The organism is Candidatus Enterococcus huntleyi (genome assembly GCF_009933175.1).
In the GTDB taxonomy this organism is placed as follows: domain Bacteria; phylum Bacillota; class Bacilli; order Lactobacillales; family Enterococcaceae; genus Enterococcus_K; species Enterococcus_K huntleyi.
Genome location: NZ_MAEJ01000007.1, coordinates 131340 through 144622, shown reverse-complemented (window position 1 = coordinate 144622; position 13283 = coordinate 131340). Strand labels below are relative to the sequence as shown.

At 33.9% G+C, this 13283-nt stretch carries 8 protein-coding genes, 12 tRNA genes, 1 rRNA gene and 1 pseudogene; 19 read left to right on the top strand and 3 right to left on the bottom strand.

Annotated features, from left to right (window positions below; genetic code table 11):
* The first annotated feature begins 84 nt into the window (after nucleotides 1-84).
* The 13 genes from rrf (at nucleotide 85) to BAU15_RS05290 (ending at nucleotide 1311) form a co-directional block, all read left to right on the top strand.
* Nucleotides 85-200 (top strand): 5S ribosomal RNA (rrf, locus tag BAU15_RS05350).
* Nucleotides 201-209: 9 nt separating this feature from the next.
* Nucleotides 210-283, top strand: a tRNA-Asn gene (locus BAU15_RS05345).
* 42 nt (nucleotides 284-325) lie between these two features.
* Nucleotides 326-414: transfer RNA gene (locus tag BAU15_RS05340), tRNA-Ser, on the top strand.
* A 14-nt stretch (nucleotides 415-428) separates the two neighbouring features.
* Nucleotides 429-500 (top strand) — tRNA-Glu (locus tag BAU15_RS05335).
* Nucleotides 501-509: 9 nt separating this feature from the next.
* Nucleotides 510-582: transfer RNA gene (locus BAU15_RS05330), tRNA-Val, on the top strand.
* Between the two features lie 12 nt (nucleotides 583-594).
* Nucleotides 595-670: transfer RNA gene (locus BAU15_RS05325), tRNA-Asp, on the top strand.
* 37 nt (nucleotides 671-707) lie between these two features.
* Nucleotides 708-780 (top strand) — tRNA-Phe (locus BAU15_RS05320).
* Between the two features lie 4 nt (nucleotides 781-784).
* Nucleotides 785-865 (top strand) — tRNA-Tyr (locus BAU15_RS05315).
* Between the two features lie 3 nt (nucleotides 866-868).
* Nucleotides 869-942: transfer RNA gene (locus BAU15_RS05310), tRNA-Trp, on the top strand.
* Nucleotides 943-959: 17 nt separating this feature from the next.
* Nucleotides 960-1032 (top strand) — tRNA-His (locus BAU15_RS05305).
* 10 nt (nucleotides 1033-1042) lie between these two features.
* Nucleotides 1043-1114, top strand: a tRNA-Gln gene (locus tag BAU15_RS05300).
* Nucleotides 1115-1135: 21 nt separating this feature from the next.
* A tRNA-Cys gene (locus BAU15_RS05295) sits at nucleotides 1136-1206 on the top strand.
* A 21-nt stretch (nucleotides 1207-1227) separates the two neighbouring features.
* Nucleotides 1228-1311 (top strand) — tRNA-Leu (locus tag BAU15_RS05290).
* Nucleotides 1312-1412: 101 nt separating this feature from the next.
* On the opposite strand, the pseudogene BAU15_RS15945 reads toward BAU15_RS05290, so the two are convergent.
* Nucleotides 1413-2523: pseudogene (locus BAU15_RS15945) on the bottom strand (tyrosine-type recombinase/integrase).
* Between the two features lie 124 nt (nucleotides 2524-2647).
* Between BAU15_RS15945 and BAU15_RS05280 the strand changes: the two are divergent.
* The 4 genes from BAU15_RS05280 (at nucleotide 2648) to BAU15_RS05265 (ending at nucleotide 9803) form a co-directional block, all read left to right on the top strand.
* On the top strand, nucleotides 2648-3901 hold the full coding sequence (locus BAU15_RS05280) for a hypothetical protein (RefSeq protein WP_161841708.1): 1254 nt from the start codon (nucleotides 2648-2650) through the stop codon (nucleotides 3899-3901).
* Between the two features lie 388 nt (nucleotides 3902-4289).
* Complete coding sequence (locus tag BAU15_RS15675) at nucleotides 4290-4628, top strand: transposase (RefSeq protein ID WP_237580135.1); 339 nt, start codon at nucleotides 4290-4292, stop codon at nucleotides 4626-4628.
* A 23-nt stretch (nucleotides 4629-4651) separates the two neighbouring features.
* Nucleotides 4652-4831, top strand: coding sequence for a hypothetical protein (locus BAU15_RS05270; protein WP_161841707.1), 180 nt, complete (start codon nucleotides 4652-4654; stop codon nucleotides 4829-4831).
* 361 nt (nucleotides 4832-5192) lie between these two features.
* Nucleotides 5193-9803 carry an NACHT domain-containing protein gene (locus BAU15_RS05265; RefSeq protein WP_161841706.1) on the top strand — a complete coding sequence of 1537 codons (4611 nt, stop codon included), beginning with the start codon at nucleotides 5193-5195 and terminating at the stop codon, nucleotides 9801-9803.
* A gap of 621 nt (nucleotides 9804-10424) precedes the next feature.
* Here the strand turns inward: BAU15_RS05265 and BAU15_RS05260 are convergent.
* Nucleotides 10425-11201: a MerR family transcriptional regulator gene (locus BAU15_RS05260; protein WP_161841705.1), complete on the bottom strand. Its 777-nt coding sequence runs from the start codon at nucleotides 11199-11201 to the stop codon at nucleotides 10425-10427.
* Nucleotides 11202-11506: 305 nt separating this feature from the next.
* Here BAU15_RS05260 and BAU15_RS05255 point away from each other — a divergent pair, with 305 nt between their 5' ends.
* The gene (locus BAU15_RS05255; protein WP_161841704.1) at nucleotides 11507-11716 is read left to right on the top strand and encodes a DUF3923 family protein; all 210 of its coding nucleotides are present in this window, start codon (nucleotides 11507-11509) and stop codon (nucleotides 11714-11716) included.
* Between the two features lie 274 nt (nucleotides 11717-11990).
* Here BAU15_RS05255 and BAU15_RS05250 read toward each other — a convergent pair whose 3' ends face one another.
* Nucleotides 11991-12308: a hypothetical protein gene (locus tag BAU15_RS05250; RefSeq protein WP_161841703.1), complete on the bottom strand. Its 318-nt coding sequence runs from the start codon at nucleotides 12306-12308 to the stop codon at nucleotides 11991-11993.
* A gap of 144 nt (nucleotides 12309-12452) precedes the next feature.
* Here BAU15_RS05250 and BAU15_RS05245 point away from each other — a divergent pair, with 144 nt between their 5' ends.
* Nucleotides 12453-13229, top strand: coding sequence for an aminoglycoside adenylyltransferase domain-containing protein (locus BAU15_RS05245; RefSeq protein WP_161841702.1), 777 nt, complete (start codon nucleotides 12453-12455; stop codon nucleotides 13227-13229).
* Nucleotides 13230-13283 lie beyond the last annotated feature (54 nt).

Genomic DNA, 13283 nt, shown 5'->3' with positions numbered 1-13283 from the left:
CGGAGAGTTACAAACTAAATTGATTACTTCAAATCCAGTTTTGAGTGAGCGAAAGCACAACTCAATAAGACAACATCACCTAAGTGTGGTGGCGATAGCGAGAAGGATACACCTGTTCCCATGCCGAACACAGAAGTTAAGCTTCTTAGCGCCGATTGTAGTGAGGGGGTTCCCCTTGTGAGAGTAGGACGTCGCCACGCTTATAGCATTCCGGCATAGCTCAGTTGGTAGTAGCGCATGACTGTTAATCATGATGTCGTAGGTTCGAGTCCTACTGCCGGAGTTTCTCATTTTTGAGAAGAGTATTGAGCTTCTTTTATTCTCTGGAGAGTTGTCCGAGAGGCCGAAGGAGCATGATTGGAAATCATGTAGATGGTTTACACTGTCTCAAGGGTTCGAATCCCTTACTCTCCGTAATGAACTTTTACGGCCCGTTGGTCAAGCGGTTAAGACACCGCCCTTTCACGGCGGTAACACGGGTTCGAATCCCGTACGGGTCATTTGTACATGGAGGTTTAGCTCAGCTGGGAGAGCGTCTGCCTTACAAGCAGGATGTCAGCGGTTCGATCCCGTTAACCTCCATAGAATCATTTTGGTTCCGTGGTGTAGGGGTTAACATGCCTGCCTGTCACGCAGGAGATCGCGGGTTCGATTCCCGTCGGAACCGCCATTTTTGAACTAAAATGTATTTTATAATTTCGTAATACGGCTCGGTAGCTCAGTTGGTAGAGCAATGGATTGAAGCTCCATGTGTCGGCAGTTCGATTCTGTCCCGCGCCATTATGGAGGAATAGCGAAGTGGCTAAACGCGACGGACTGTAAATCCGTTCCTTAGGGTTCAGTGGTTCGAATCCACTTTCCTCCATTTAGGGGTATAGTTTAAAGGTAGAACAGCGGTCTCCAAAACCGTTAGTGTGGGTTCAATTCCTGCTACCCCTGCCATTTAATTTTTTGTTACGGCGGTTGTGGCGAAGTGGTTAACGCACCGGATTGTGGCTCCGGCATTCGTGGGTTCGATTCCCATCAGTCGCCTTTGTATCATTGGGGTATAGCCAAGCGGTAAGGCAAGGGACTTTGACTCCCTCATGCGTTGGTTCGAATCCAGCTACCCCAGTTTTTAAGTTAATTCAATAATGGCGGTATAGCCAAGTGGTAAGGCAGAGGTCTGCAAAACCTTCATCACCGGTTCAAATCCGGTTACCGCCTTAGTACAAAAATTTATATCATGCCGGCGTGGCGGAATTGGCAGACGCGCTGGACTCAAAATCCAGTGCCCGCGAGGGCGTGCCGGTTCGACCCCGGCCGCCGGTATTGCATGATCTATCAACGTTTTCAGACGTTTGATAGGTCTATTTTTTTTGTTTGAAATGGGCACTTTAACTCAAGTAACTACGTAGAAGATCAACAAAATACTAGTAGAAGTTATCCAGTCGGCTAGCAGTATTTAATTGCTTACTTGGATACAAATGTCCATATAAATCATAAATGGTTGTAATTGATGCATGACCAATTCGTTTTTTAATTATATATGGATCTTCGTTATTCTTGATAAGAAGTGCAACGTGAGAATGTCTGAAATCATGAATTCGTATTTTTTCAATAGAAGAATCTCTTCGTAGAACGGCTTCATATTTTTTCGTACATGGTCTTTAGTAAGTAGTTCTGGGCCTTGTTGAAAAACTTGAATCTTATCCCAATCTTTTACCAACAGTTGATCTTCTAGTAAGGGCATTTGTTGGTCTTTCCATTTCCTCAAATCTTCCATTAATTTTAAGTTCACTACAATTCTTCTTTTTCCAGCTGTGGTTTTTGGTTCATTATAAATGCAATGGCCTTTAAGTTTTACTAAGGTCTTATTTACATTTATTTCTGAACAATTGAAGTCAAGATCTTCCTAGGTCAATCCCGACAATTCTCCAGAACGCATTCCAGTAAAGAATAATAGAAAATTTAATTCATCTGCGTGAAAGAGAGCTTTGAATTTCATAAATTTTTGGACAGTCCAAAACTCCATCTTCTTCGCTTCAGTTTTCAATTCTCTAAGGTGGGTACATGGGTTATCTTTGATGTATCTTTTTCTTAATGCCATATCTAGTATTTTTTTGAGTAGAATCAAAATTTTATTGATACTATTATTCGTCAGTTCTTTTTTAGTAAAGACTCACAAAATTCATCAATGTGCTCCTAGGTTAATTGAGCAATGATCGCATGTTCAAAATAGGGCTTGATATGTCGATTGTAATTATATTCTTGTGTTTGTATATAGCTGGCTTTACGTTGATTTCTACTATCCTCTTTCTTCATCAGTTCATAGAGTGGGGAGATGCGGATATGGTCAAAATCAGGCTCATCATTAAGAATATAGATATTGATCTTTTGTTCTTCTTCCTCAGCTTCTTTTTTAGTTGAAAACCCCTTTCTGACAATCTGCTTTCTCTTTCCTGTAATTATATTAGAACCAGCAGAAATGCCTATGATCCAATTTTTCTTATCTTTTGATTTTCTAACTGTCTCATCAATCATCCTTTCGATAAGGATTTTGACACGAGTCAGATAGTTGAATTTCTTTGTTTACATAATACTATATGGGTTTTAGAAAGTCTATTTAAACTGATATAATGAAAATGGTCAAATAAAAAAAGTAGTAGTGGGTGAAGTAATGTATTGTAAAAAACTGAGTAGAGATTCATTTGATATATATCTAGAAAAGATGAATAGATATAATAAACTAAATATAACTGATCATACTGAAAAAATTAATACTGCAGCTGTGATCATAAATTATGCTATTCAAGACATTAATCGTAACGTTAAGGAAGTGAATAAACTAGCTGAGAAAAAAGAGAGAAGATATAGCACTCGTATCTTTTATGAACTAGTGATTAAGACAGATCACATTATTCATTCAGTTGATCAAGTATCTAAAATCATGAAGATAAAAAATGATAAGAATATCGCCATAGAGAAATTTAGAAGGATCAGAAGTTTGACTCTAGCACATCCTTTGGAAACGACAAGATATGAAAATCAAGGATTTGGAATTGAGAATATTAAATGGTGTGAAGATGTTCGCCCGTTTAATCCTCTTTTCAATTATAAGGATAAAACAGGTGATTTTTACATGGTAATTAAGGAACAAGGAAAAGACTTACCTGAGCGAGAAGCAGTAAGCATTGAAAAGGACATTCTAGAAGCTGCAAAAATTGCAATAAAAAGGCTAGATCTAATATCCAATGAGTTTGAGATTTGGATAAACAAACAGACAGAATTTTTCCAAAAAAAAGATATTTTTGAAGGGGTAGAAAAATTTTCTAATGACGGAGAATACTTGGAAAAACTATTTATTGCTTTGAAAGAAAGGTATCCAAGCAAAGTAGAAGTTATAAATTATGCTGATGGAAAAATAGTGGAAAACTCTATTATAGATGATATAAAGGCTAGACTACTGCTACATTTCGAAGATAAAAAAAGGAATGAGACATATAAAGTATATAGAAATGAATTGAAAACAGTTGTTGAAAAATTTGCTTTTCAGTTACAAGATATGAGCTTGAATGAAGAAATAGAAAATGAATTAAGAAATATTTTTTTCCCAACTGTAAAAAATTTGGAAGAAATTGCTGAGATGGATTTAACATATATTAACGACAAGATACATGAATATTTATATAATAGTAATGACTTCTCATTTTATTCTATACAACAAAGAACTATTAGATCAGAAAGCGAACTAAGTAATTCTGAATTTTCGTTTGCCAAGATTTACGATCTGTTAGAATATTTGACTCCATACTTTGATATTGATCTAAATTCAAGTGATAGAATAATAGCTATACAATATTATGCAGCTCTCTTTTTATTAAATCGTAAACATGATGTAAAATATATTTTTTTACACTAGTGTTGCAAAGGACTTCTTTAATGAAACCTTGAGTTAGAGCTATTCAGGTACAAAAAAATCCTTTATACTAATCGAGGATGACATATCCAAGACCAATACAAAGGACTAAAGCATGGATAAGTATAATTCAAAAACCTCATTTCAGAAATGGTTTTCCGCAATAAATTTAAAAAATTTGCCAAAAAAATCAAAAGAAGCCATCGAACACTTCGATTCTTATAAAAAGAAACTAGATTTCGAGACAATGATGCGCATTCTTCTTCATTCCATTTAAGAAGAACTACCCAGTTTTCGTGAAATCGATCGCTCTTTCATGGACAAGCGGCTCTGTGAAGAAATTGGAATTGATTCGTTGTGTCACAGTTCAGTCTCGCGAAAAACATCGGAAATGAGCCAAGAAGTCTTGATGGAAATATTTTGTCAGCTTGTACAACGAGTCGGAAAGCAAACGCCTAGTTCAAAAACCACAAGTTTTCAGCTGATTTATTCAACGAAGATTCCGCTAAATAAAGCTTGGTTTCCTTGGGCAAAGTTCCGGAAAACAAAAGCAGGAATAAAGCTTCATCTGAATCTCTGTTATTTGGATAAAGATCATCAATATCCCGAAAGTTTTACGATTACTAACGCTTCAGAGCATGACCGTAATCAATTTGAAGCTCTTGTCGATAAAGCAGAAGCTACTTACGTCGTCGACCGTGGCTACTTTGATTACAAATTACTTGTTTGAAAGAAAATTCAGATATTGACTATATGAATCAAACTGTTTTAAAAGAAGTTGGTTTTGACAAAATGATAATTGGATTGACTTGGACTAAATTTCTTGAAAATGAGGAAATAGTAGCTTCATTGACATATTCTATCTTTCCCAATTTTTTAGATCATAATTTTGGGAACTTATCTTTGGGAAAATATGCGGCCGTGGAAGTTTAATTCAATATTACGGACTATATGAAGGAGAAAATAATCCAGATGAATCATTATTTGATACTGTATATGGATCAATTATTTATCTTAGTTTGCTGAGAATGATACCTTCTTTATTTTTCCATAAGATACTTCAGAAAACTGATTTTGATCTAGCAAGAAACGTGTTCACGATGCCAAATGAACATGCATACCATTAGTTCAGAGAGATATAAAGATGTTACAATTGAAGTTTGGACTGTTAATAAGAAAGAATTTGAAGAATTTTTATTTGAAAATGGAGTTAAGTTAAATCGGAGTATTGAAAGTAACATGAATTAATTTTTTCCATTTTAAAGAAACTAATTTTACACTGAACTGTTAAAAGATGAAAAATAATCAGGGGGATGGAGAATGTGTAATGATAGATATAGATTTTTCTAAAATTAGAGAGCATGAAGGTAGTCAACACAATGGTTTTGAAGAAATAGTATGTCAAATAGCTCGTAGAGAAAAGATAGAAGGAGCAACTAGATTTATAAATAAAGATGGTTCTGGAGGAGATGGAGGAGTTGAATATTTTTGGATACTGAAGGATGAAAGTGAAGTCGCTTGGCAAGCAAAATACTTTTTGAATTCTCTTGGAAACTCTGAATGGGAACAAATTGATAAATCGGTTAAAACTGCTTTGAAAAAACATCCTAATATGAAAAAATATTATGTATGTGCTCCAAAAGATTTAACTGATAGTCGTAAGCTTTACAAAGGGAAACCTACAATTTCTGAGCTTGACAAATGGAATGAATATGTTAATAAATGGAATAGTAGTGAAGAGGCTGCCGGTAGATCTATTGAATATGTGTATTGGGGAAAATCAGAGTTAATTGATAAGCTTCTTTCAATGAATGATCTTCATAAAGGAAAGATAGAGTATTGGTTTAATTCAACAATACTTACCTTAGATTCAGTAAAAGAAATTTGTGATTCCTCTAGAGTATCTTTAGGTGAGAGATATTCAACTGAAAATAATGTTGATTTAAGTATTGAGGGATCATTCCACTGCATTGGAAAGGATTCTGAATGGATTCAAGAAATTAGGGAAACTATTTCAAAGTTTGATGATGCTGTCAATGAAATTGAGAATCTAAAGAGAAATAAATTTTCAAATGATTTTCAAGATGAGTTAAATAATATTATAAAATTATCGCATACTGTCAATACAATAATTAGAGACTTTGATGAGAATGATGAAGTCATTTTTATAAATCATGAAATCATTGTGGATAATCTAAACCACCTTATAGAAAAATTGAATAATCTAAATAGTGATATCTATAGAATTGAGACAGTCGATAAAAAAAATAAAGAAGAGATTGATTCTCTTAATTATGAAGTTAGAACTATTACTAATAAAATTAAAGACTTCAAAGAATATATTGAAAGCCCACTTTTTATTTCTGGAAAAGAAAAAAACTTATTAATTACAGGAAAGGCTGGAAGTGGAAAATCTCATTTATTATGCGATATATCTATTAAAAGGCTTAAAGAAAATTTACCAACTTTATTTTTATTAGGCCAGCATTACATGGGGGATAATCCAATTCAATTTTTAGCTAAAAGTTTAGGTTTCAGAGAAATGTCATCTTTGGAAATACTTTCAGTGATTAATACTTTAGGAGAAACTTGTAATTCACGTGTTTTAATTGTTATTGATGCAATTAATGAAGGACAGCATCGTGATTCTTGGAATAGCCACCTGATTGATTTTCTAAATCAATGTAGAAAATTTGAATTTATTGGAGTGGTTCTTAGTTGTAGAGATTCATATTTAGATTTTATTTTTCCAGAAGAGTTATTAAAAAAAATTCCTAAGATTACCCATGAAGGTTTCAAAGGAAAACGATCTGAAGCGGCTCGAAAATATTTAATAAATAATGGGATTTCAACTCCTAATGTTCCCTTCTTATCTCAAGAGTTTACTAATCCTCTGTTTCTTAAAATTATTTGCCAGACAATGAAAGCGAATAATGAAACTGAGTTCCCTAAAGGTTTGTCAGGATTTAATAAAACTTTTGAGTATTATCTAGATTCGGTGATGACAATAGTTCAGAAAAAAAAATTAATTTTTAGTCAATCACAAATTCGTAATGCAATTATTGAATTTACGGAGGCACTTTACCCAAATCAATTATGGGGAATATCATATAATGATGCAGATGCAATTTTTAGAAATTATGACAATTCTAGAGGTGAGTTACCTTTGCTAGAGTTATTGATTTCAGAGGGATTGTTAGCTAAGGACTATTTACTTAACCCTTCTGGTAAAAAATCTGAAGTGATTCGATTCACATATGAGCGTTTCAGTGATTATTTTATTAGTATTCAAATTTTAGAAAAATATTCTACTGAAGATGAATTAAGAAATGCTTTTGCTGAAGAGGGAGAGATAGGGAAGCTTTTAATTTCTAGGTATGAAAACTTAGGAATCATACAAGCTTTAGCGATAGAAATACCGGAACGATTTAGCTGTGAGCTAATTGATTTTGTGATAATAAATGAGGAGGATTATTGGGATAAAAATTGGTATTTAGAAAATACATTCCAGTCAATAATAAATTCTCGAACTATTGAAAGCATCTCTGATAGAAGTCTAGAACTATTAAATGAATTAGGCGGACTTGGATATCGTTCAGATGCTTTAGATATACTCATATCCTTATCAACAGAGCCTGATCATCCGTGGAATGCAAAACTTCTTGATAAAAACTTACGAGAAAAAAATTTACCTGAACGAGATTCTTTCTGGTCTACTTACGTTGGCGTAAGTGACTATGAAGAAGAGGATGACTACCTGGAAAGTCCGATAAGGACAATTTTAAATTGGGTTTTGGAAACTTCATTAATTGATGTTGATTCGGAGCGACTTTATTTAGCTGGAGTAACCTTAGTCTGGCTAACGACGACTACAAGCAGAATGACTAGACAGCAAGCAACAAAAGCTTTATCAAAAATTTTTTATCTGATTAAAGAGAAAATACCAGAATTTATTAAGCAGTTTTCAGAAATTGATGATAACTATCTAGTATCTAGCTTATATGCTGCAATATATGGAGCAATTGTCAAAATAGACAATAAGGAGATAATCGAAAAAATTATTGATGAAATATCTTGGACTAGTGTTATGGAAGGAGAGCATCCTGATATTCTACTTCGAGATTATGTTCGAGGAATATATGAGTATGCTTACTATAGAAAAATATATACAGAAAATATAGAACACATTAGGCCTCCATATCAGAGTACTTGGCCTTTGATAATACCAAGTGATACGGAAATTGATGATCTGGATGAAGATCATTCTAAAATAAAGGCTTCGGTCCTTGGATTTCTTAATGATTTTGGAAAATATACGATGAGGGCAGTTGATGATTGGTCTTATACAGAGTTGAAGTCCCAAAAAGTTCCTAAAAGCTATGATGATCTGATAAATGAGTTTGTAGGAAGTTTAGATGTTGAAATAGGAAAAGAGTACTTGGAATATTTGAGTTGGAAGAAATCAAAGAGTGAAGTCAATGTAGATCAACTTAAACAGTTGTTGAAAAAAAGAAACTTAGAAGATCGTGTATTAGTTGTTGAAGATGTAGTGATTATTGATGATGTACCAGATATGGACGAAATATATGAAGAACTTAATGATTTTGAAATTCCATTGTATACAGATGAAGATATTCAAATACTTTTTGAGAAAGTCTTAGAAAGTCTTCCAAATGAGAAAAAAGAGTTTTTTAAATGGATTCATTCATTTTCGGATTCAGCTAGACCGGCTAAATTTAATGATGAATGGGCGAGAAAATGGATAGTCAAAAGAGCTTATGAGTTAGGCTGGTCAAAAGAGTTGTTTGGTGATTTTGAAGATAGGTGTTGCAACGAATATAACCATTATCCAAAGGTAAAACCAGAAAGGATTGGGAAAAAATATCAATGGATTGCATATCGCGAATTATTAGCCAAATTCTCAGATAACCTTATTTTTATTGATAGAGGCTACTCTGATGTTGATGACAGCAAATTTTTTGGTCCATGGCAGCTTAATTTGAGAGAGGTTGATCCAACATTTTGGTTAAAGGCTAGAAGCGCAGAGGATAAGATCAAAAATAATAATTCATGGTGGATGGCTACCAAGTATAATTCATTCCCTGAATTTGATTTAAGCAGTCAAAAGAAATGGTTGTTGGATAAAGAAAGCCTGCCTCAGCTAGTATCTTGTTTTCAGTATGTGGAGCCCGAAACAAAGTTTGAGTGGCTTTCATTGTTTGAGTTTCAAAGTTGGAAACTTAATGCAATTACAAATAAAAAGCAATTGGCTGAGCCAACTGTTTGGTACAGAGTAAATTCTTGTATAATAAAAAGAGAAGACCTTAAGGTTGTTGAAAGAGCTGTTAAAATGTTAGGAAGTCTTCAATCTCCTGATATCATCTACATTCCAGATACAGGGAGTCAGAAATATATTGGAGAATATCCTTGGCATCCTTCATATTCTGATATTGAAGATTGGCGAATACCTGATCGCTGTAGTGAGGTAAGAGGTTTCGATTATCATGTTCCACTTTTTGAGTATTCTTGGTCTACTGGAGGGGAAAGCTATATGGCTAATGAAGGAACGCAATTCTATATGCCCTCTAAAATGTTAATTGATAATCTCAAACTTTTACAGAATCAGGAGATTCCTTCAGAATGGACGAAAAATAAAGAGACTGTATTTTTTGATCCCAGTCTTAGATTCAACCAAAATAGCAAAGCTTTAATAAGAAAAGATGTGTTATGCGAATGGTTGGAGTCCAATGATTTAGCTTTGATCTGGTTAATTGGTGGAGAAAAAGAATTATTTAATTACAGAATAACAGAATACTTTGGCCGATTACTTTATAGTGGTTTTTATTATATGAGCGGAGATGGAAAGATTGAAGGGGGGCAGTGGTCTGAAGAAGAAAGACAGTGAAAATTATTAAAGGTGAGAAATCTTATAGTAGAAAAGAAGCCTGTTTGTTAGATAAAATTAACGATTGAGAAGTTTATATGAGAGATATACAGGAAATAAAATTGGTTAGCTGTAATCATTTAGTTTATGATAGCTATTAAATAACTGATATTCCGATTCGTAATTCAGAAAACCAGTATGCCAAAAACATGCCAATATCTCACAATTCAAGCAAATTCAAGCTATTTAAAACATATAAAAACCCTTTTGAATTAGGCTAAACAGCCTCAAACGTACTATGCAGGTCCTACTCAAAAACCAGTACCCGCGAGGGCGTGCCGGTTCGACCCCGACCGCCGGTATTTTTAGTGTTTTGAACAGAACACTGCAGCCTTTTTTGTTTTTTGAATAACACCAAAATCTGGCTCAAAAGGGCACTTTCTAAAAATTATTTTTGCATTGTCAAACTTGAATTACAAGTCATCAATTGGGCTATCAGAATAAATTTATTCTGATAGCTATTTATTTGCCACTTTGTGTTAAGAGATTTGGTAGGAGAGCTTATCTCTATTTTGAGTCCTTATATCATCTAAGAGATAGATGGATATCTGTAGATTATTTTGATGATTTAAATATATCAGATTATTGTTTTAGACTCTTCTCATAATCACTCAATAAGTTAAATAATTCTTGGTTAGTGTCATCGCCAAATTTAGTATTTACGTAGTTAATGGCTAGTTGACTTGATCTATAACTTTCTTTCATACTGGTAACCGCAGTTTTAAGGTCTTTTTCAGTGTAGTTAGAAACCAGTGTCATCCATTCAGCAATCAATCGATTTTTCTCTAATTGATTGGAGGTATTCAGTATTTCAGTGATAAGTTTAGCTTCTCTATCCATAAAAGAGTTCATATTACTTCTAAAAGTTGAGTCAGGGTTTAAAAAATCCCAAAATTTATCTATACCCCAGCTTTGTTTTATTACATCGAATTGTTGAGGAGTGATGGCATTAAGAATTGCTTCAGTTTCTTCTTTACTACTATCATCTGGGATTTTGGTCGCTAATGTTTTTTTATATGATTCAAAATCCATAGTTATTTCTCCTTCTAATAACAAGTCTATTTGGGTAATCATGTGCTCAATTTTTCTTTTTTTCTCTGACAACAAAATTTTCTGTTTAGCTAACTCTTTTTTACTATTAAATTGTGCATCTGAAATGAGTTCCTTTATTTCTTTTAGCGTAAATCCTATTTCTTTATAAAAAAGAATCTGCTGTAGTTGAAATAACTGACTATCACTGTATAGACGATACCCTGCTTTTGTTTTATCTGAAGGCTTAAGTAGCCCAATCTTATCATAATATTGTATAGTACGGACTGAAACACCTGTCAGTTTTGACATCTCTTTAACTGTTTTCATTTAGGATCACCTCGATAAATTTATAATAGAGTATGACGTAACGTAGTAGTCAACTTTTTTAATTATAACATTTAATTTTTACAACTATAGAATATAAGAAGAGAGATAGATAGGCTTCATACTACCTGTAGTTTTCCTATTACCTATAGTTATTCGATTGAATTTGAGACTCGAGACCGATGGAAATACGAATAAAACTTATGTTATTATTAAACTATAGAAATGGTAACCAGTATGTTGAGGTTAAAATATGAGGTAAAGTGGCTTATTTTGGTTATTGTATCTCAGCTAAGAGGAGGGGAAATATGAAATTATGGAAGATAGTTAGCGTTTGTGAGTTATTGATTTTCATTATAGGTATTTTGTTTTTATGGTTTAGAGAGGTTGATGGGAGCGGAGCCGTTAACACGTCGGATAATAAATTTGCTTCTATAACTGTAGTGGCTATTACCTTTGCTATTCTTGCAATTATACAATTCATTTGGTTTAAGGTAATCAAAAAAAGAGATAACTAATTTTCCTCATAGCAGAGAGTATAAGCTTGTGTCATATAATCTCTTGGGCGAGGCCGTGTCAAGTAGGACCGATAAGTCAAAGTCAGGAACATCTGAGAGATGAAAACTATTTCTCTTGGATGGTCCTGATTTTGTTCTATAATTAATTAGAAATTCATGTGATAGTATATGCGGCGTAATGTAGGACAGCTTGTTTGTAGAAAATAGTCTCTTATCAGGTTAACTATTGAGATTTCTCCAAACACTCAGCTATTTTTAGATAAGTGATGAGTAATCAACCATTTTTTAGCCACGTGACTAATGAATAACTAATCCCGATAGCACCGATTATTATCGTTAGAATGAGGCAAAAATAGAGGATTTTCCTATTTTCAGTTAATAGGCTTAGTGCGATAAGTATAGAGAAGAGAGAGGCGAAATACATCCAATGGCTGCTCTGTTTACTGACTTTCTGTAGCTTGTCTTTTGGAATCTCTCCGAAAGTATTGCCTGCAATTAGGCGCAGCCATCTTCCGCGTTGAAATTGTCTGGCGATTATTAAAAATAATAGTCCTAGTGCTATAATAAAGCCTGCAGTTATAATGAGTGTCATTTGAAAACCTCCTTTATGATATCCTATAATTATTATATAAGTGATTGACTTGATTTAAAAGTGAAATGACAAATTAGTAGATGAATTATTTGTCGAATTGTATGAATATATTTTGCAAAAAAGAAGGATAGGTGAACTATTACAATGATTGATCGGACGGGGGAACTACTGGAACTGATGAAAATTGGGTATTCAAAAATTCTGAGAGATAACTTAGTGGGTATATATTTACATGGTTCCTATGCGTTTGGCTCATACAAGTATGCAGTTAGTGATTTGGATTATTTGATTGTTGTTAACCGTCAGCTGACTGAGGATGAGAAATTTGAATTGATGGAGTACACGATGGCTAGATTAAACCCGATTGCTCCGAAGAAAGGCCTAGAGTTCCATGTTCTTGAACTGGAAAAGACACGGAATCTGACGTATCCGATTCCGTTTGATTTTCATTTTTCGGCGATGCATCAGGAGGAATATTTGAATAATCCGATGCAGTATATCAGACAGATGAAGGGAACGGATATTGATTTAGTTGCGCACATTAAAATAACAACTTTATATGGAAAAGTATTGACGGGTCAACCAATCAGCGAAGTTTTCAGTTTAGTTGATGAAAATAGGTATAGCGAGAGTATTGTTAGTGACGTAAAAGAAGCCTTAGCTGATAGTAAGACGGAACCCATGTATTTAATTTTAAATTTATGTCGTGTGCTGGCTTACACGAGTGAAAAAGTTGTTCTTTCAAAGGAAGCCGGTGGGAATTGGGGACTTGAAAAATTATCGGTCGAGTACGGTCCTTTAATCGCTTTGGCATTGGCGGAGTATCAAGGTAAGAAAGTTGCGGTGGAGGAATATCCAAAGGATGAGCTGAAAATACTCTCTATAGATTTACTTAAGCAGATAGATGAGAATTATTTGTAGAATGACGTTTAACTTTGTGTTTTTTGTGTTACAAGTGATATAAGAAAATGAATA

What these genes read in the sequence shown, in the direction of transcription:
- BAU15_RS05250 (WP_161841703.1), bottom strand. Translation starts at nt 12,308, where the DNA reads ATGACACTCATTATAACTGCAGGCTTTATTATAGCACTAGGACTATTA.
- BAU15_RS15675 (WP_237580135.1), top strand. Translation starts at nt 4,290, where the DNA reads ATGAGCCAAGAAGTCTTGATGGAAATATTTTGTCAGCTTGTACAACGA.
- BAU15_RS05270 (WP_161841707.1), top strand. Translation starts at nt 4,652, where the DNA reads ATGAATCAAACTGTTTTAAAAGAAGTTGGTTTTGACAAAATGATAATT.
- BAU15_RS05245 (WP_161841702.1), top strand. Translation starts at nt 12,453, where the DNA reads ATGATTGATCGGACGGGGGAACTACTGGAACTGATGAAAATTGGGTAT.
- BAU15_RS05255 (WP_161841704.1), top strand. Translation starts at nt 11,507, where the DNA reads ATGAAATTATGGAAGATAGTTAGCGTTTGTGAGTTATTGATTTTCATT.
- BAU15_RS05265 (WP_161841706.1), top strand. Translation starts at nt 5,193, where the DNA reads ATGAAAAATAATCAGGGGGATGGAGAATGTGTAATGATAGATATAGAT.
- BAU15_RS05260 (WP_161841705.1), bottom strand. Translation starts at nt 11,201, where the DNA reads ATGAAAACAGTTAAAGAGATGTCAAAACTGACAGGTGTTTCAGTCCGT.